General features: G+C 64.1%; 15 protein-coding genes and 1 pseudogene. 9 read left to right on the top strand and 7 right to left on the bottom strand.

The features are described from left to right. Positions 1-52: 52 nt before the first annotated feature. Positions 53-703 carry a TetR/AcrR family transcriptional regulator gene (locus G474_RS21080; protein ID WP_051282341.1) on the bottom strand — a complete coding sequence of 217 codons (651 nt, stop codon included), beginning with the start codon at positions 701-703 and terminating at the stop codon, positions 53-55. A 98-nt stretch (positions 704-801) separates the two neighbouring features. Between G474_RS21080 and G474_RS0115165 the strand changes: the two genes are divergently transcribed. From G474_RS0115165 to G474_RS21085, 6 genes are all read left to right on the top strand, one after another. Further along, positions 802-2,250, top strand: coding sequence for an efflux transporter outer membrane subunit (locus G474_RS0115165; protein WP_026687714.1), 1,449 nt, complete (start codon positions 802-804; stop codon positions 2,248-2,250). Between the two features lie 20 nt (positions 2,251-2,270). After that, positions 2,271-3,407, top strand: coding sequence for an HlyD family efflux transporter periplasmic adaptor subunit (locus G474_RS0115170; RefSeq protein ID WP_026687715.1), 1,137 nt, complete (start codon positions 2,271-2,273; stop codon positions 3,405-3,407). Positions 3,408-3,416: 9 nt separating this feature from the next. Next, complete coding sequence (locus tag G474_RS0115175) at positions 3,417-4,964, top strand: DHA2 family efflux MFS transporter permease subunit (protein WP_026687716.1); 1,548 nt, start codon at positions 3,417-3,419, stop codon at positions 4,962-4,964. A 67-nt stretch (positions 4,965-5,031) separates the two neighbouring features. Then, on the top strand, positions 5,032-5,814 hold the full coding sequence (locus G474_RS0115180; RefSeq protein ID WP_051282342.1) for a MipA/OmpV family protein: 783 nt from the start codon (positions 5,032-5,034) through the stop codon (positions 5,812-5,814). 14 nt (positions 5,815-5,828) lie between these two features. Continuing rightward, positions 5,829-6,512 carry a response regulator transcription factor gene (locus G474_RS0115185; RefSeq protein WP_026687718.1) on the top strand — a complete coding sequence of 228 codons (684 nt, stop codon included), beginning with the start codon at positions 5,829-5,831 and terminating at the stop codon, positions 6,510-6,512. Further along, positions 6,484-7,845: a sensor histidine kinase gene (locus G474_RS21085; protein ID WP_051282343.1), complete on the top strand. Its 1,362-nt coding sequence runs from the start codon at positions 6,484-6,486 to the stop codon at positions 7,843-7,845. Before G474_RS0115185 ends, G474_RS21085 begins: the two co-directional genes overlap by 29 nt. A gap of 49 nt (positions 7,846-7,894) precedes the next feature. On the opposite strand, the gene G474_RS21090 is transcribed toward G474_RS21085, so the two are convergent. The 6 genes from G474_RS21090 to G474_RS0115220 all read right to left on the bottom strand — a co-directional run bounded on the left by G474_RS21090 (position 7,895) and on the right by G474_RS0115220 (position 13,650). After that, positions 7,895-8,773, bottom strand: coding sequence for an STM4011 family radical SAM protein (locus G474_RS21090; protein WP_043464676.1), 879 nt, complete (start codon positions 8,771-8,773; stop codon positions 7,895-7,897). Further along, positions 8,770-10,101: an STM4012 family radical SAM protein gene (locus G474_RS0115200; RefSeq protein WP_026687719.1), complete on the bottom strand. Its 1,332-nt coding sequence runs from the start codon at positions 10,099-10,101 to the stop codon at positions 8,770-8,772. Before G474_RS0115200 ends, G474_RS21090 begins: the two co-directional genes overlap by 4 nt. Then, positions 10,098-10,898 (bottom strand): STM4013/SEN3800 family hydrolase, encoded by an 801-nt coding sequence (locus tag G474_RS0115205; protein WP_051282346.1) that lies wholly within the window; start codon positions 10,896-10,898, stop codon positions 10,098-10,100. Before G474_RS0115205 ends, G474_RS0115200 begins: the two co-directional genes overlap by 4 nt. Before the next feature lie 39 nt (positions 10,899-10,937). Continuing rightward, positions 10,938-12,053: an STM4014 family protein gene (locus tag G474_RS21095; RefSeq protein ID WP_156919300.1), complete on the bottom strand. Its 1,116-nt coding sequence runs from the start codon at positions 12,051-12,053 to the stop codon at positions 10,938-10,940. Beyond that, complete coding sequence (locus G474_RS0115215; RefSeq protein WP_026687721.1) at positions 12,050-13,138, bottom strand: STM4015 family protein; 1,089 nt, start codon at positions 13,136-13,138, stop codon at positions 12,050-12,052. Before G474_RS0115215 ends, G474_RS21095 begins: the two co-directional genes overlap by 4 nt. Positions 13,139-13,287: 149 nt before the next feature. Next, positions 13,288-13,650: a hypothetical protein gene (locus G474_RS0115220; protein ID WP_026687722.1), complete on the bottom strand. Its 363-nt coding sequence runs from the start codon at positions 13,648-13,650 to the stop codon at positions 13,288-13,290. A gap of 681 nt (positions 13,651-14,331) precedes the next feature. Between G474_RS0115220 and G474_RS0115230 the strand changes: the two genes are divergently transcribed. The 3 genes and pseudogenes from G474_RS0115230 to G474_RS21100 all read left to right on the top strand — a co-directional run. Then, positions 14,332-14,748, top strand: a complete 417-nt coding sequence (locus G474_RS0115230; RefSeq protein WP_026687724.1) for a hypothetical protein — start codon at positions 14,332-14,334, stop codon at positions 14,746-14,748. 626 nt (positions 14,749-15,374) lie between these two features. After that, positions 15,375-15,677 carry a hypothetical protein gene (locus G474_RS0115235; protein ID WP_026687725.1) on the top strand — a complete coding sequence of 101 codons (303 nt, stop codon included), beginning with the start codon at positions 15,375-15,377 and terminating at the stop codon, positions 15,675-15,677. A gap of 282 nt (positions 15,678-15,959) precedes the next feature. Further along, positions 15,960-16,541: pseudogene (locus G474_RS21100) on the top strand (IS91 family transposase); the annotation flags it as partial. Positions 16,542-16,674 lie beyond the last annotated feature (133 nt).

Below are 16,674 nucleotides of genomic sequence, written 5' to 3' on the forward strand. Positions count from 1 at the left end.
CCGGCAGGACGCCGCGCCTTCTGCTGGCCAGTGCCGGAGGCCGGGCCGGTTGTTACTTCTGGATGGTGGCGCGGGTGTCGGGAGGGGATGTCGGCGTCTGGCTTGGACCGTAAGCGCTCATGAACACCCTGATGGCGTTGGCGACAACCCGCTCGATGCGGGCGGGTTCCAGGGGCTGGGGGTTGGCGGAGAACAGCATCTCGCTCAGCTCCGATTCCAGCAGGCCGACCAACTGCACCGCCTGCAGGTCGGGGTCCTCAGCTCGCAGCTTGCCGGCCGCGGCGGCCTGCCGCAGGAAGTCGGCGATCATGACGTCCCCCTTCTTGCGGCCGCGGGTGTAGAACAGCTGACCGAACTCGGACCGGGTTGCCTCAGCCATCGCCAGCCGCCGCAAGGCCAGGAACTCGGGGGAGTAGATCAATGCCAGCAGGCGGCATCCGAACTGGGCGAGGGCTTCCTCAATGTTGCTGGCAGCGGGGTCGAGGGCCGCGCTGATGGCGTCGATGGAGGCCTGGCTCCCGAGGATCATCACCTCCAGGAACAATTCCTCCTTGGATGCGAAATAGCTGTAGAGAGTCCCGCGCGAACATCCTGCCTCGTTGCAGATGTCCGACATGGAGCTGCCTTCAAATCCGGTCGATCCAAACACGACGGAAGCTGCGTTGATGATGCTCTGACGCTTGGCTTCACTCTTGATCCTCATATTCCCTCCGCTTAACCAGACTGATGTGTTCATTATAGCTTGACTGACTGGCTGTCCGAAACTAGACTGCACCGTACAGTCTAGTTATCGGGTGCGCCATGTCCTATTCCTTCCTTTCCCAACCCCGCTCGTTTACGCGCCATATCGCCATGGCCGCAGCCGTTACTGCCGTGCTGGCCGGATGCGCGGAACTCCCGGCTCCATCCCTCCAGCTCCAGGCACGCAACCCCGACCAGCTGGCCAGTGAGCGTGCGCTGGCGGCTCCGGCCACGACCTGGCCCGACGATCGCTGGTGGCAGCACTATGGCGACCCGCAGCTCGACGCCCTGATTCAGGAGGGGCTGGCCACGGCGCCGGACATGGCGATTGCCGCCGCCCGCCTGCGTGCCGCCGAAGCCAGCCGCCAGGTGGCTGGTGCGCCCCTCCTGCCGCAGGTTTCCGCCAACGGTTCCGTCACCGAGCAGCGGCAGAGCTACAACTACCTGACCCCCCGCGCGATGACCCCGGAAGGCTGGAAGGACTATGGCCGGGCCACCATCGACTTCAGCTGGGAGATCGATTTCTGGGGCAAGAATCGCGCCGCGCTCGCCGCTGCCACCTCGGAACTGCAGGCCAGCCGGGCCGACGCGGCCCAGGCCCGGCTGACCCTGGCCACCAGCATCGCCAGCGGCTACGTCGAACTGGCGCATCTGTACGCCACCCGCGACACCCTGGCGGAAGCCTTGCGGATACGCACCCGTACGGCCCAACTGTTCGCCCAGCGTTTCGAGCACGGCATGGAAACCCGCGGCAGCCTGCGTGAGGCCCAGGCCCGCCAGGCCAACGCCGAGGGGGAGCTGCTCCAGGTGGACGAACAGATCGCGCTGCAGCGCAATCAACTGGCCGCCCTGCTGGGCGCCGGTCCCGACCGGGGCCTGGAGATCGCACGCCCGCAGCTGAATTTCGCCCATCACTTTGGCTTGCCGCCCCAGTTGGCGGTGGACCTGCTCGGGCGCCGTCCGGACGTGGCGGCCGCCCGCCTGCAGGCGGAAGCCTATGCCCAGCGGGTGGACCAGAAGAGGGCGGACTTCTACCCCAACATCAACCTGAGCGCCTTCATCGGTGTGCAGTCTCTCGGCCTCGACCTGCTCACCAAGAGCGGTTCGACCCTAGGCAGCATCGGCCCGGCTTTCTCGTTGCCGATATTTTCCGGCGGCCGCCTGCGGGGCGAGTTGCAGGGTGCCGAAGCCCGCCGTGATGAAGCCGTCGCCTCCTACAACAAGACCGTCGCCAAGGCCCTGCAGGATGTGGCCGACGCCGCCGTCAGCCAGCAGGCGCTGGCGGCACGTCTGGGGCGCGGCGAGCAGGCGGTGGCGGCCGCCAGCGAGGCCTACCTGATCGCCAAAAGCCGCTACGAAGGAGGCCTTTCCAGCTATCTGGAGGTGCTGAGCGCCGAGGACACCCTGCTCACCAATCAGCGCTCCCTCACCGATCTGCGCTCCCGCTCCCTGAGCCTCGACGTCGCCCTCAAGCGGGCACTGGGCGGCGGCTACCAGACCCCCAACTGATTACCCCGGAGATAACCGAAATGTCTGAAACCATCGAACCCGCAGCCGACAGAACTGCCATCACTGCGCGCCGCAACAAGCTCCTGCTCGTCTTTGCCGGCGCCCTGGCGCTGGTTGCCGCCCTCGCCGCCGCCTACTGGATCTTTTACGGTTCGCGCTTCGTCTCTACCGACAACGCCTATGCCGCGGTGGAAATGGCCCAGGTCACGCCTTCCGTGTCCGGCACCATTGCCGAAATCCGGGTCAAGGACACCCAGGCCGTCAAGAAGGACGAAGTCCTGGTGCTCATCGACCCCACCGACGCCCGCCTGGCCCTGGCTGAGGCCGAAGCTGACCTGAGCCGTGCCATGCGCCGCGTCAGGGGCTACGTGGCCAACGATCAGGGGCTGGGCGCCCAGATCGCCGCCAAGGTCGCGGAGGAGCGCCGGGCAGTGGCCCAGCTCGCCGTCGCCGAGGCGGATTTCGACAAGGCCACAGTGGACCTCAAGCGCCGGGAAGCCCTGATCGCCTCGGGTGCCGTTTCGGGCGACGAGCTGACCCGCGCGCAAAGTGCCTTTGCCAGCGCCAAGGCCAATCTGGACGCTGCCCGGGCCAGCGCCAGCCGGGCCCAGGCCGACCGCCTGGCGACCCAGGGCTCGAAGGATGCCAACGCCGCCCTGATCGCCGACGTGGACGAAGACAACAACCCGGAAGTGGCCCTGGCCCGCGCCAAGCGGGACCAGGCCGCCGTCGATCTCGAACGGACCGTGATCCGCGCCCCGGTGGACGGCATCGTCGCCAAGCGGCAGGTGCAGCTGGGGCAGCGGGTCCAGGCCGGCACGCCCCTGCTGTCGGTGGTTCCCATCCAGGAAATGCACGTGGACGCCAACTTCAAGGAAGGCCAGCTGGAGAAGGTGCGCGTTGGTCAGCCGGCCACCCTCAAGGCCGACATCTACGGCAGTTCGGTGACCTACCACGGGGTGGTGGAAGGCTTTTCCGCCGGTTCCGGCTCTGCCTTCGCCGTGATCCCGGCCCAGAACGCCACCGGCAACTGGATCAAGGTGGTGCAGCGCCTGCCCATCCGCATCCGCCTCGACCCGGTGGAACTGCAGGCCAATCCCCTGAAGGCCGGGCTGTCGATGACGGTGCGCATCGACACCGGCACAGTCGCCGAATAAGGACGTCCCATGAGCCAGACCTCATCCGTGCCCGCCGCTGGCCAGCCCCTGACCGGAGGCATGCTCTGGTTCGCCGCCATCATCCTGGCGGCGGCGAACTTCATCGCCGTGCTCGACATGACGATCGCCAACGTCTCCGTGCCCACCATCGCCGGCGCCCTGGGCGCCACCACCAGCCAGGGCACCTGGGTGATCACCTCCTATGCCGTGGCCGAAGCCATCACCGTGCCCTTGACCGGCTGGCTGGCGGCCCGTTTCGGCGCCGTGCGTGTGTTTACGGTGGCCATGCTCATGTTCGGCGCCTTCTCGGCCCTGTGCGGTCTTGCCCACACCCTGGGGCTGCTGGTGTTCGCCCGCATCTGCCAGGGCCTGGCCGGCGGTCCCCTGATGCCCCTGTCGCAAACCCTGCTGCTGCGCATCTTCCCCAAGGAAAAAGCCGCTGCCGCAGTGGGGCTGTGGGCCATGACCACCCTGATCGCCCCCGTCATGGGGCCGATCCTGGGCGGCTACCTCTGCGACGAGTATTCCTGGCCCTGGATCTTCTTCATCAACATGCCCATTGCCGGCATCTGCGCCTTCATCGCCTGGCGGCTGCTGAAGCGCTACGAGGAACCCCTGCTGCGCAATCCCATCGACCGTATCGGCCTGCTCCTGCTGCTGGTCTGGGTCGCCTGCCTGCAGCTGGTGCTGGACGAGGGCAAGAATCTCGACTGGTTTGCCTCCACCGAGATCGTCGTCCTGAGCATCATTGCCGTCATCGGCTTCGTCGCCTTCCTGATCTGGGAACTGCATGAAGAACACCCGGTGGTCGATCTGCGGGTCTTCCGCCACCGGGGCTTCTCCGCCAGCGTGCTCACGATCAGCCTCGCCTTTGCCGCCTTCTTCGGGGCCAATGTGCTGACTCCCCAATGGCTGCAGACCTACATGGGCTACACCTCGACCCTGGCAGGCATCGCCACCGCCTGGACCGGCATTTTCGCCCTCTTCGTGGCCCCCCTGGCGGCCGGGCTCTCCGCCCGGGTGGACCCGCGCAAGCTGGTGTTCGGCGGCGTCCTGTGGCTGGGGCTGGTCTGTCTGTGGCGTACCGTGGCCACCACCGACATGGGCTACTGGGAAGTCTCCATGCCCCTGATGGCCATGGGGCTGGGCCTGCCCTTCTTCTTCATCCCCCTCACCGGGCTGGCCATGTCCAGCGTCGAGGAGTCGGAGATGGCTTCGGCTGCCGGGCTCATGAACTTCCTGCGGACCCTGTCGGGCGCCTTCGCGACCTCCTTGATCACCACCCTGTGGGACGATCAGACCACCGTCAATCACGCTGAACTGGTGGCCATCAGTGACCAGGACGGGATGCTCGGAAAGCTCTTTGAAGGCATGGGCAGCACGGGGGAAACCACCCTGCAGAACATCGACCGGGTCATCAATGCCCAGGCCGTGATGCTGGCCACCAATCAGGTCATGACCATCGTTGCCGTCAGTTTCATCGTCGCCGCTTTCGTCATCTGGCTGGCCCCCAGACCCCGGCGGGTCATCGATCCGGCTGCTTCCGGCGGGCACTGATCCTGGTAAGAGTCCGGTAAGAAACCTTGTTCCAACATGGCATGACCATCATCACCAAGGAAACACCATGAAAGCTTGTTTTGCTTCTCCTGCCGCCCGTTTCACCCTGGCAGGGCTCACCCTGCTGCTGCTCCAGACTTCTTGCCTTGCTCACGCTGGAGATATGGAGGGCAGCGATGAATCCAGCTGGGGGCTGGGGCTGATAGGTATGGCCAAGAACAAGCCCTACCGGGATTTTGACAACAAGGCAGAACTGCTGCCGATGGTTACCTACGAAAATCGTTGGGTACGGGTGTTTGGTCCGGGCGTCGACTTCAAGCTCGGCAAGACCGGACAGTTCTCCTATGCCCTTACTGCCAGCTATGCCGACGATGGCTACGATTCCAGCGACTCCTCCTTCCTGTCCGGTATGAGTGATCGCAAGTCCAGTGCCTGGCTGGGGGCGAAGGTCAACTGGGATGCCGGGCTTGCCAAACTATCGGCCTCCTGGTCGGGTGACGCATCCAGTAACAGCCAGGGCCAGAAACTCAGACTCGGTATCGAGCGGCGTTTCAGTGCGGGGGATTGGTCATGGAAACCATATGCGGCGGCAACCTGGCTGGACAAGAAGTACGTGGATTACTACTACGGTGTCACTGCGGCAGAAGCCACGGCTAGACGGCATGCTTACCAAGGTTCCGCCACTGTTAACGGCGAACTGGGGATCGGGCTCGACTACCGACTGGCGCCTGGACAAACTGTTTTCTTTGACGTGAATGCGACCGTGTATGGCTCGGGCATCAAGGACAGCCCGCTGGTCGATCAAAGCGTCACCCCCGGCATACGAGCTGGTTACCTCTACCGCTTCTGATGCCGCTAATTTCCATGCAGCGTATCCTCCTGCTCGAAGACCATCCGCGACTGGCAGCCCTGATCATGCAGGCCGTTGCTGCAGCCGGCATCGAGTGCGACTGGCTGGAACGTTTGGGGCCCGCATGGTGGGCCCTGCAGGGCCAGGAGTATTCGGCGATTCTGGTCGATCGCGGCCTGCCCGATGGCGACGGCTTGCAGCTGGTCAGGCGGCTGCGCCAGGTCGGCAACCATGTGCCCTGTCTGTTGCTGACGGCGCGAGACGCCCTCCATGACCGTGTGGAGGGCCTCGAATCCGGTGCCGACGACTATCTCTGCAAACCCTTCTCGATGGACGAACTGGTCGCGCGTACCCGTGCCCTGCTGCGGCGTCCGCCCATCCGTACCGAGCTGGTGCCGCACTTCGGCGACGTCCGGCTCGACCCCGCCCGTCTGCTCGCTTCCTGCGAGGACCGTTCCACCAATCTGCCCCGGGGCGAATTCCAGATCATGCTCACCCTGTTCAAGGCCAATGGTATGCCGGTATCACGCCGCGCCCTGGAAGCAGCGGCCTGGGGACAGCTCGAACCTGTTACCCCCAACGCCCTGGACGTGGCGCTGCATCGCTTGCGCAAGAAACTCGAAATCCTGTGCTCCACCGTCCGAATCACTAACCAGAGGGGAGTCGGCTATGCCGTCAATCAGCTGCCGTTGGCATAGCAGCCTCAGTTTCCGCCTGCTGGCGACCTATGTCTGCGCCTGGCTGGTGATGGCCGTGCTTTTCATTGGCGTCGGCAGCTGGGCGCTTCAGGATGGTGGCCGTTGGGTGGATTACGGTGCCGACCGGGTGGCGCAGAAGCTGGCAACCCATATCCGCTACGATGCAGAGGGCCGTCCCGGCATCCAGGCGCTGGATATTCACCAGCATTTGCAGTGGGTATTCGATGCTCTGCCTTTGGATGCGGGGTTTCGGATCATGGACGGCACCGGGCAGACCCTGTCCTGGTCGTCCGCGGGGACGCGCGATGCCTGGACCCGCTCGGGTTTGACGAATCTTCCGCCCACGGCGGGACTAAGTGCCACCTCGCTGGATGGAGTCGCCGTTCACCTGGCGACGCACCCGTTGTCCGGTATGGATGGAGCAAGCTACTGGCTGCAGGTCGCCGTCAGTGAGCGGCTGGCTGCCTTACGTCACGACGAGCTCGGCGATACCTTCGCCATCTCAATTACGCTGGCTGCCATCCTTTCCATTGCCCTTCTCGGTCTCGTCTTGTTCCTGCTGCTCCGGCGCCAGCTTGCGCCCATCCAGCGGGCATCGCAGGAAGCCCAGTTGATAGAGCCGCGCGAACCCTGGCGCCGCCTCGGTACCGACAGTATCCCGAGCGAGATTTACCCCTTGGTGCACTCCTTCAATCAGGCGCTTGATCGCCTGGAAAAGGGTTTTGAACTACAGCAACACTTTCTCGCCGATGCGGCCCACGAACTCAAAACGCCGCTGGCTTTATTGAAGGCGCATCTGGAAACCGGTAATGGGGATCCTAGCCTGATGCTGCGCGACATCGATCACATGTCCCGCCAGATTCAGCAATTGCTGATGCTGACTGAAGTCAGTGAACTGGGAAGCTATCAGGTCGAAGCCATGGATGTGACTCTGGTGATTGAGGATGTACTCAGCTTTCTCGGTCCCATCGCAGCCCGGCATCAAGTCGACCTGGTTTCTGTGGGAAAGCGCACTCAGCCGCTACGCGGAGATCGGAGTGCCTTGTTTGTCCTGCTCAAGAATCTTGTGGAAAACGCCATTGCTGTCTCACCCGCAGGCGAAAGCGTCTGCCTCTTCATCAATGAGGGTGCCATTTTGGTTCTGGATCAGGGGCCGGGCATCAAGCCAGAATATTTGACCAAACTTTTTCAGCGTTTCTGGCGTGTGCCAGGCAGTAAGCATGGTGGCGCGGGACTGGGACTTGCCATCTGTCTTGAAGTGGCCAAGGCCCATGGATGGCGGCTATCCGTTCGCAATACTGAACCGGGTTGCCAGTTTGCGCTGCGTTTCTAACCTGGCTTTGGGTCGGAACATGAGCGCCTGTAGCGGCCCCTGAACTCGCTCAGGGCAGGGGGGCTATGCGAAAGCCCGGGGGCCGGAGGGGAATGCGTTCCAGCAGACCGGGGCCGTAGCGCTCGTAGAAGGGCAGCTGGTTCATGTGCACGTAGCCGATGTGGCAGTCGCAGAGGGCCCGGGTGCAGGGGCGTGGCTGGAGCAGGCTGTCCAGGTCGTCCTCGAACAGCCGGCCCAGCTCATCCTTGATGAAATGGCAGCGGCTGATGCGGCCGTCGCCGTCCACCAGAATCGCCTCGCTGCCGGTGCGGCAGGGCTGGCCCAGGCTGGGGTAGTCGCGCAGGTTGTCGGGAAAGAGCGGGTCGATGCCGGTGAGCCAGGCTATCTCGGCCGGCCGGTAGTAGTGGGGCTGGTCCTTGTAGGCATTCACCCACAGATAGACTTCCGGGGGCAGCTGGGTGCGCAGGGCGGCGATGGCGGCGAAGTGCTCCCGCAGGCCCACCACCCCGACGCTGTAACGGATCTCCATGGCCCCCAGGGCCTGGCATTTGCCGAGGAACTTGGCTGCCGCCACCTGGTCCGGGTGGTAGCTGAGCCAGAGGGCCAGCCGCTGCCGGTTGCAGTCTTCCAGCCACTGCACGGGGCAGGAGAGGTTGGTCTGTACGGCGATGCGTTCTACCTGGGGGAGGTGGGAGAGTTCCCGCACCGCCTCCCGGTACCAGCTGCGGGCCAGGGCCTCGCCGTAGGGGGTGATGAGGATTTCCAGCGGCCGGGCCGGGTTGGCCTGCACCCAGGCCACGAAGCGGGCCAGGTCCCGGGCATCCCGGGCTTGCTCCTCCGGGGTGTTGCGGCTCAGGGCGAAGGGGCAGTAAGGGCAGCTGTAGTTGCAGTCGGAAAGATGCCCCCGGTAGTGGATTTTCAGGCTCATCGGGGCTGGTATTCCCGCATCTTCTGCTGCACTTCCGGGCCGATGAACCAGTGGCCGATCAGGTCCGAGCAGGCCATGCCGGCCTCGGTGAGGCGCAGGAAGGGCCCCTGGATTCGGGCCAGCTCCAGTTCCTGGAGCCGCTCCAGGTCGGGAAAGTCGGCCTGGGGGTTGCTGCCGAACACCTGCCGGTAGTGGTGGCATTCCAGCCCCTCCGCCTTGAGCAGGGATTTGATCAGGTAGCGCCGGCGCCGGTCTTCTTCGCTCAGGCGGATGCCATGCCGGGCCCAGGCGAAGTCGGCCCGGGATTTGCCCAGGTAATCCTGGACGATGGCGGCGACCCGGGGCTTGGCCACGGCGTACTCGGTGGCATAGTGCAGCTCCCGGGTATAGGAGCGGGCATTCACGCCCAGGCCTATCATGCCGTCCTCCTGGCAGCTGTACTCGCTGTCCCGGGCCGGGGCGGTGCCGGCCCGGCGGAACAGGCGCATGGAATCCTGAACATACCCCCTGGCCTTGAGGAAGTCGCAGGCCAGGGCATAGAGGCGGGGGCGGCGGTCCTCGCGGGCGGCCAGGGGGATGGTCTTGCGGTGCAGCCCGGTGAGGGGGCGCACATAGAGGGGGTAGAGGAACAGTTCGTCGGGGGAAAAGGCCAGGGCCCGTTCCAGGGAAAAGCGCCAGCTGGCCTCGGTCTGCCCGGGAATGCCGTAGATCAGGTCCAGGTTGAAGGCCGGAAAGCCGGCGGCGCCGATTTCATCCAGCAGGGCATCGGTTTCCTTCTGGGGCTGCAGCCGGCCCATGGCCCGGGCCTCCTCATCCACGAAGCTCTGGATGCCGATGGAAAAACGCTGGATGCCCCGCTGGGCCAGGTAGCGGATCTTGGCCGGGTCCAGGGTGTCCGGGGAAGCCTCGAAGGAGCCCGGCGCCGCCGCCAGGTCCACGCCCATGACTTCGGTGTAGATGGCGAACAGTTGTTCCAGCTGATCCAGGGAGAGGAGGCTGGGGGTGCCGCCGCCGACCGCGTAGCTGGCCACCTGGAAGTCCCCCAGCACCTGGCGCATCACCTCGGCCTCGGTGCGCAGCTGGGCCAGGTAGCGGCGCACCAGTTCCGGCTGGGGGTGGGACAGGGTGAACAGGTTGCAGAAGGCGCACTTCTGCTGGCAGAAGGGGATGTGGGCGTACAAAAACAGGGCGTCGCGCCCTTCGTCCCGCCACAGGGCCTGGAGGTCCACCGGCGCGGCAAAGGGCCGGTAGGCCGTCTTGTGGGGATAGGAATACAGGTAGCTCTGGAAGCGGCTGTTTTCCTGCAGGTAGCGGGCGAAGTCCCTCATTGTCCCGGCTCCCCGGGCAGCAGGAATTCCGCGTAAGGCACTTCCCAGACTTTCTCGTGGGCCAGCCGGTGGCCGGTGTAACCGTCCTCCCCGTAGGTGGTGCCGTGGTCGGAGCAGAGGATCACCAGGGTGTCCCCCCGGGCCTGGAAGGCCTGGAACAGGGGCGGCAGCTGGCTATCCACGTAGCGGAGCGCCGCCCCGTGGCTGGCCAGGCTGTCGCCCTCGGCCCCGGGCAGGTAGCAGCAGTTGGGCTGATGCAGGGCGGAGATGTTGAGGAACAGGAACAGCTTCTGCTCCGGCAGCTGGGCCATGCGCTCCAGGGCGAAGGCCACCTGATGCCGGGTGGAGTCCGGCTCGGTGACGCCGAAGCGGGGCTCCCAGTAGCTTTCCTGGAACAGCTCCGGCAGCACCCGGGAGAGGGGGTTTTCCTTCTTGAAGAAACCGACCCCGCCGATGCACAGGGTGCGGTAACCCTCGGCGGCCAGGCCGGCCACGATGTCGCCGGTCTCGAATACCCGGGTCGAGGCGCCGGTGCTGGTGCTGCCGGCAAAACCCAGGGCAAACAGGCGCTCGTGGGGGCCGGGCCGGGCCGGGGTGGGCAGAAAGCCGGCGAAGAAGGCCCAGTGGGAGGCATAGGTGAAGGTGCCCGGGGCGTGGCGCCGCTCCCAGCCCTGGGCCGGTAGCAGACCGGCCAGGCAGGGGGTGTGCCCGGCCGCCAGTTCGGCACAGGCCACGTCGTAGCGCAGGGTGTCGAAGGTGATGAAGAGAATGTTCGCCTGGCCGACGATTTCATTCATGTTGAGCAAGACGGTTTCTCCTCGTGAATCCAGGAAGGCTCAGGCGGCCAGGCCCAGGTCGTTGCGGGCGCAGAAGGCGGCGATTTCGGCCAGGTGGGTGCAGCGGCCCTGGTACCGGAGTTCCGGCAGCAGGTCGCCGAAGGCATTGGCTTCGAGCAGCACCGGGGCGCCGCCGTGGCGGGGCAGCAGCACGTCCAGGCCGGCGTACAGGGAGCGGGGGAAATGGGCCATGGTCTGGGCCACCAGGGTGTCGATCTGGCACCAGCGGGCCTCGTCCAGTTCCAGCGCTTCCACGGGGCAGCGCCGGTTGCCCAGGTGCAGGTTGGTCATGGGGCTGCGGGACAGGCGGGCGATGGCATGCTGGCGCTGGCCGGCGATGGCCAGCACCCGCAGGTCGTAGGCCATTCCCGCGTGGGCGGCCTTGGGAATCCAGGGCTCCACCAGGGCGCCCTGGGCGAACAGGAAATCCAGGATGGCGCCGATTTCCCGGCCATCCCGGTAGCGGGCAATCTTGAGGCTGTTGAAGTATTTCGCCCCCTGGGGCGTCGGCACCCGCTCCACCGTGGAATAGGCCAGTTCCTCGCCGCTGCGGCGGTTGTGGTCATAGGCCAGGATGCCGGAGGCCGAGGACGCGTAGTTGAGTTTGACGAAGAAGCGTCCCCGGGGCTGGGCCCGGGCCCAGGTCCGGAAAGCTGCGGCGGAAGCGAAGGCGGGGCAGGGGGGCAGGGTGTGGGGTGCCAGCAGGGCCTTGCAGCGCGGCTTGTCGAACAGGGTGACGATGTCGTCGGGGTGATTGAACCAGCGCACCTGGGGCAGGGCCTGGCGCAGCCCGGCCATCAGCCGGGTGAAGCCGGCAAACCAGCGGCCCGGATGGTGGATGCGGCCGCGCTCCTCGGTGAGCGCCATGGCCCCGGCCACCCCACCCAGGGCGAGGATGCGCTGTTCCACCGGGAAGCACTCCCCCGGGGATTCAAGGCGCACCACGCTGCCGGGGGCGATCTCCTCCAGGGCCGCCGGGCCCCGGTCGAGAAAATCCTGGTAGGAAACGCAGCGGGCCGGCGCCAGACCGGCCTGCTGCAGTGCTGCCTGAAACAGGCGGACGCGGCGGTTCTCGGGGTTACCGATCACCCACCAGTCCGGTGCGCCACCGGTCATTCGGTGACGGCGGGGTAGCGCCAGCAGCAGTCCTCGTCTTCGTCCTCGTCCGGGGCCTGCTGCTCGCTGACGTCCAGGACCAGGTCCAGCTCCTTCTTCAGCCGGGCCATCATCTCGTTGGACAGGTAGTGGTAATGCAGGTCCAGGCGCTGCAGGCGGCGGATCTTGCTGCTGGCCAGCAGGGCCTCGGCGCCCTTGTCCGACAGGGTGCCCTTGGAAAGGTCCAGGGTCTCGATGCTGTCCAGGACCGGCGCCTCGGCGATGGCTTCGGCAATCTGGTCGGCCAGTTCGCTGTCGGCCAGGGCCAGGTACTTCAGCCGGGGGAACAGGGTGCCGTCCATGAAGGGCTGCAGGTCCTCCAGGGCGGCGTTAAAGCCATAGTCTTCCACCCCCAGGTACAGGTTGAGGAATTCCAGGTTCGGCAACCGGGCGCCGGTAATGGTCTGGATGATGCTCTGGGGCAGGCCGCCGCACTCGATGGTCAGTGCCTTGAGATGGGCGTGCTCCAGGGGCTGCTGGCTCAGCACCAGGCCGGTGGAACCCTTGATGTGCAGGCGTTCGAGTTGGGGAAAGGCGGCAAACAGGCGGGTGTAGTCGCCCTGGATGATCCAGGAAATCTCGCACTCCTCGCTATCCATGTCGCCGACGAACAGCTCCTTCAGGTTGGGCAGCCGGGCGCTGTGCTCGCACAGGTAATCCAGGCCGGCCTGGGGGTCTTGCTCGTAGGGCGTTTCCCAGGCGCCGATCACCAGGGCGCTGACTTCGGCGGCCTGGGGGCTGTCCACGAAAGCCTGCACCTTCTCCAGCAGGGTCTTGCCGGCCTCGGCCTCGTCGTAACTGACCACGATCCGCCGGGCGTGCTTCTTCTCGCTGGCGCTCTCCTTTTCCACGTAACCCTTGCGGGTCTTCTCGCCAATCAGCTTTTCCGCTTCCTTCAGGGCCCGCTCGGGGGAATCGTAGCTGCTCACCTTCTCCTGGCCGGCAGTGCCGATCTTGCCGTAGCTCACGGTGCAATTGCTGCCGTCCACGGCGATCTGCCAGAACTTGTGGGACTTGGAATCAGAAAACTCGAAGTAGCGCTTCATGGTCGTCCTCGGAAGTGTTTGAGCCGGTCTGCCGACAGCGCCTGGCGCCGCCGATGCCAAATGGGTGGCAAGGGATGGGGGGCAACACTAGCACAATCTCCCGATCCGCCGAAATCCCGGGCCGGGTCAGGGGCTTGCCGGACAGCCGTTCAGCGCAACAGGGCCGCCAGGGTCAGGAGGGCGGTCAGGCCCAGCAGCCACTGAAGCCGGCGCAGGCGCTGCCGGCCGGCTTCCAGCCCCCGCAACAGCTGGGCGTTCTGGTCCGCCAGTTCCTTCAGCAGCTCCGAGGATTCCGCCAGCTCCTGCTGCAGCTCCGCCAGCCGGTTTTCCGCCGCCAGGAGCCGCTCCGGCAATTCTTCAGGGCTGGGGGGCGCCGCCGTCCCGTCGGGCACCGGTGCCCGCTGCCGGGTCCGGCGCCAGAGCTTGCCCGCCGCATCCACCACCTTGGGCGCCTGGGCCAGCACCTCGGACCAGGGCACCGCCTGCAGCACGGTCAACCAGGGAATCGCCATCTTCAGCTCCTTCGGGGTGGAAGTTTCTTGGGGATTTTAGGGCAGGGGGCGGGGGAGGGGGCAAAGCGGTTGCGGGGTTGCAGTGCTGGCTGCTGCGGTCGAATTGATCCAAAGCTCCCATATAATGCTGTTGGCAATTTTGGGTTTGCAGGGTATCGGGGGTTTTTTGGTACTGCATGCAGTACGGAAGAATCTGCAGGTTTTTAAAACAATGGATTGCACCAATGAAACCGCCTGGCTATACGTCGTGAATTCCAGAAATCCCGCAGCATTGCTGCTCACTTCGCGTTAGATCCCCGCCATGTGGGAACCGATCTCGCTTACCGAGCTTGAAGCCCTTATCGCGGAACAACTCCGGTTTTGCACTCCCCTGCAAAGGGAGTCCTTCGCCCGCTGGCGCGTGCCGCTCTACCAAGTTCCCATTCGCCGGTTCGGCGTACTAGAAAGTGTGTGGGTGGTAGCAGAACTCCCGTCTGGGCTTCTCTACTACGAAGACGTCGAAGAGGGGTTTGAAATTGGAGCCTTGGGTAGTGACGGAGCACTAATTGAAGCTGGATGCCATCAATATGAGCTTACCCACGTCCTCGCACGGGCCATGCTCTAACCCGGCATATATGGACTCCGTCGAGCGGTCTGCACGAAAAGCCGCGCAGGCCGCCCATTTCTTTTTATATGAGCCCTATGGACACAATCTTTGGCTTCGAACCGGCTCTAGCTGCCGCAATGATTGCGGCAGCAATTGCGTATGAGTTCTTTACGTTTGCGCCCCTCATCTTTTCAGCGATCGTAGCCGTACGTCGGCGCACCACAATGCGGCGCAAGTTTCTATTTGTCGGTTCGGTCGTAGCTCTGACCTACGGCCTGTTACTGGTGTTTCTGGTCACTATTTGTGTCCCCATCTCTGCCTTCATGATCTACGTTGCTCCCTCGTTGAGGTTTAATGGCTATCTTGAGAACTCCTGGTTCATTGCTGTCGCTGACTTTGCCGTGGAGTGGTGGTGGCTAATTCTCCCGCCTGTGTTCATTGCCGCCGCACTGGTCACAACCAGGTATCTTGCCAAGCGCTGGAATGCGATCGTAGATGCGCTTCAGGGCTAACAATCGTGGCTCGGCTCCCTGTAATCTTTTTGAATCGAGTGCATTGGACGAGTGGCATCGGCATCTGAATGTGCGGGGAAATATGCCTCCACGCACGGTTTGGGCTCCGTACTGGGGAAAGCTGGGGAAGGCTGCCACCGCGTCTGAAAAGGCTTTACGTTGAGTTTCATCACCATAAACCCTGAAGAACGATACTCGGCTGCCGAAATTAAGAATATTCCGATAGTTCAAGTCGGTCAGCTCCTCGATCTGAACGTTAGAGCTGACCCATAATGCGACCGGTTCCCGCTATCGTAGGTGGCGCTAGAGTTGTCTGCTATACGCCCATAGACTTACGCCATCGCCTCACCGGAAACGCAAAACAAATCGTTGGCGGCGCGCTTCTTGGGCCAGCGAGTGGTCTGGCTATATGCCAATACGAAGGTGACACGACGCCGAATGGAACAGCTTGTCCGATACCTGGCACGAAACCCTCGAAGATGCAAAAGAGCAGGCCGAGTTCGAGTACGAAGGCACGAGCAACACGTGGTCGATACTGGAGAACAAATGAGACCCCCAACGAAGCCCTATCTCGCCGCTCCAGGGGACGCCCGAGATGCTGGTGAACTCAAACGGTCGGGAGTTGCATGCCATTGAAGATCGTGCGTACCGGGACATGGCTTTACGATGGCGCGGTGGATCGGCCGGTCGACATCATCGCCTTTGAATATGACTGGTGGTATAGCCTTGCTGCAAAAGATGGACTGCTGGATGACAACGAGCAGCCAACTCCACTCGGGCCAGACGGCTGTCTCTATTACGTACGATTTCAACTTGCCCTTGATCCAAGCGAGCCCACCTGGGTTGACTCTGCTGGGTATCAACAGCTCTCGGACGCCATGGCCGTTGCCCAGGAGAAAGTCGTAGGGAAGATACACTGGCTCAGATAACCGACCTGCGAAATCCCAAGGGGCTGGTGTGTTAGCGACGCTCAGCCGCAGGGAATCCCAGGCCATGGCAACCGTATCTGTGCAGATCGTTCGGTTTGTGGACGACTACCAGCCCGGCATTGTCGAGTGTCAATTGGTCGATGCCGAAGGGAATGCGCGCCTTTTTATCGAAAAGGTCCTGATTGTGACCGCCGAAGACCTCTGCTTGGATAGTTCATATCCCGCAGACGGAGCCATCGCATGCGAAATCGAAGCGGAGTGGTCTGACGACCAAGGCCGTCAGTGTTTCGTGGCAAGTTTGTTGCCGGCCTCGATCATTTGCGCCAGCAGGGACAGCTGCCCGAAGCACTTGATCAAGCGGCTTGGCAAACGCTCAAGCACACCCTGCACGTCCACGACTGGGTGGTCTATGCCAAGCAACCGCTCGGCGGCCCCCTGGCCGTACTCGACTATCTCGGGCGTTATACGCCCCGGGTGGTGATATCCAACGAGCGGATCATCGGCATCGCCAACGGCCAGGCGGCTTTCCGGGTACGGGCGGATAGCGGGGGCAAGAAGCGCGTGCTGCGTCTGGCGGGAAGCGAGCTCATCGCCCGCTTTCTACTGCATCTGCTGCCCAGCGGCTTCAAGCGCATCCGGCACTATGGCCTGCTCTCGCCCGCGAGAAAGAAAGTCGGGCTGGCGGCGGCGCGCTCGGCCCTGGCCGTGCCGCCGCCGGAACCGGCGATCATCGAATCGGTGACGGCATTCCTGCACCGGGTGGCTCGCCTTGCGTCGATGTGCTGTCCGCACTGCGGCGGGCAGTTTCGGGTTACCGCCACGCTGCTGCCGCAGTGCGTGGCAACGGCCCGAGGACCGCCATGAGACGCTGCATCAAGCCACTGCTGACGGTTTCTCCAACGGATGGCCAGACCATTCTCGGAAGGCTTCGCCCTGCGGCCTACTCAGTGATTCCCGAGCAGCTACGCAAGCATGATCGAGCCGGTTTGCTTCTCCC

This window comes from Azovibrio restrictus DSM 23866 (assembly GCF_000429665.1).
Taxonomy (GTDB): Bacteria; Pseudomonadota; Gammaproteobacteria; order Burkholderiales; family Rhodocyclaceae; genus Azovibrio; species Azovibrio restrictus.

Coding starts and splice junctions, on each gene's coding strand:
- G474_RS21080 (WP_051282341.1), bottom strand. CDS start 703: ATGAGGATCAAGAGTGAAGCCAAGCGTCAGAGCATCATCAACGCAGCT.
- G474_RS0115165 (WP_026687714.1), top strand. CDS start 802: ATGTCCTATTCCTTCCTTTCCCAACCCCGCTCGTTTACGCGCCATATC.
- G474_RS0115170 (WP_026687715.1), top strand. CDS start 2,271: ATGTCTGAAACCATCGAACCCGCAGCCGACAGAACTGCCATCACTGCG.
- G474_RS0115175 (WP_026687716.1), top strand. CDS start 3,417: ATGAGCCAGACCTCATCCGTGCCCGCCGCTGGCCAGCCCCTGACCGGA.
- G474_RS0115180 (WP_051282342.1), top strand. CDS start 5,032: ATGAAAGCTTGTTTTGCTTCTCCTGCCGCCCGTTTCACCCTGGCAGGG.
- G474_RS0115185 (WP_026687718.1), top strand. CDS start 5,829: ATGCAGCGTATCCTCCTGCTCGAAGACCATCCGCGACTGGCAGCCCTG.
- G474_RS21085 (WP_051282343.1), top strand. CDS start 6,484: ATGCCGTCAATCAGCTGCCGTTGGCATAGCAGCCTCAGTTTCCGCCTG.
- G474_RS21090 (WP_043464676.1), bottom strand. CDS start 8,773: ATGAGCCTGAAAATCCACTACCGGGGGCATCTTTCCGACTGCAACTAC.
- G474_RS0115200 (WP_026687719.1), bottom strand. CDS start 10,101: ATGAGGGACTTCGCCCGCTACCTGCAGGAAAACAGCCGCTTCCAGAGC.
- G474_RS0115205 (WP_051282346.1), bottom strand. CDS start 10,898: ATGAATGAAATCGTCGGCCAGGCGAACATTCTCTTCATCACCTTCGAC.
- G474_RS21095 (WP_156919300.1), bottom strand. CDS start 12,053: ATGACCGGTGGCGCACCGGACTGGTGGGTGATCGGTAACCCCGAGAAC.
- G474_RS0115215 (WP_026687721.1), bottom strand. CDS start 13,138: ATGAAGCGCTACTTCGAGTTTTCTGATTCCAAGTCCCACAAGTTCTGG.
- G474_RS0115220 (WP_026687722.1), bottom strand. CDS start 13,650: ATGGCGATTCCCTGGTTGACCGTGCTGCAGGCGGTGCCCTGGTCCGAG.
- G474_RS0115230 (WP_026687724.1), top strand. CDS start 14,332: ATGGACACAATCTTTGGCTTCGAACCGGCTCTAGCTGCCGCAATGATT.
- G474_RS0115235 (WP_026687725.1), top strand. CDS start 15,375: ATGCCATTGAAGATCGTGCGTACCGGGACATGGCTTTACGATGGCGCG.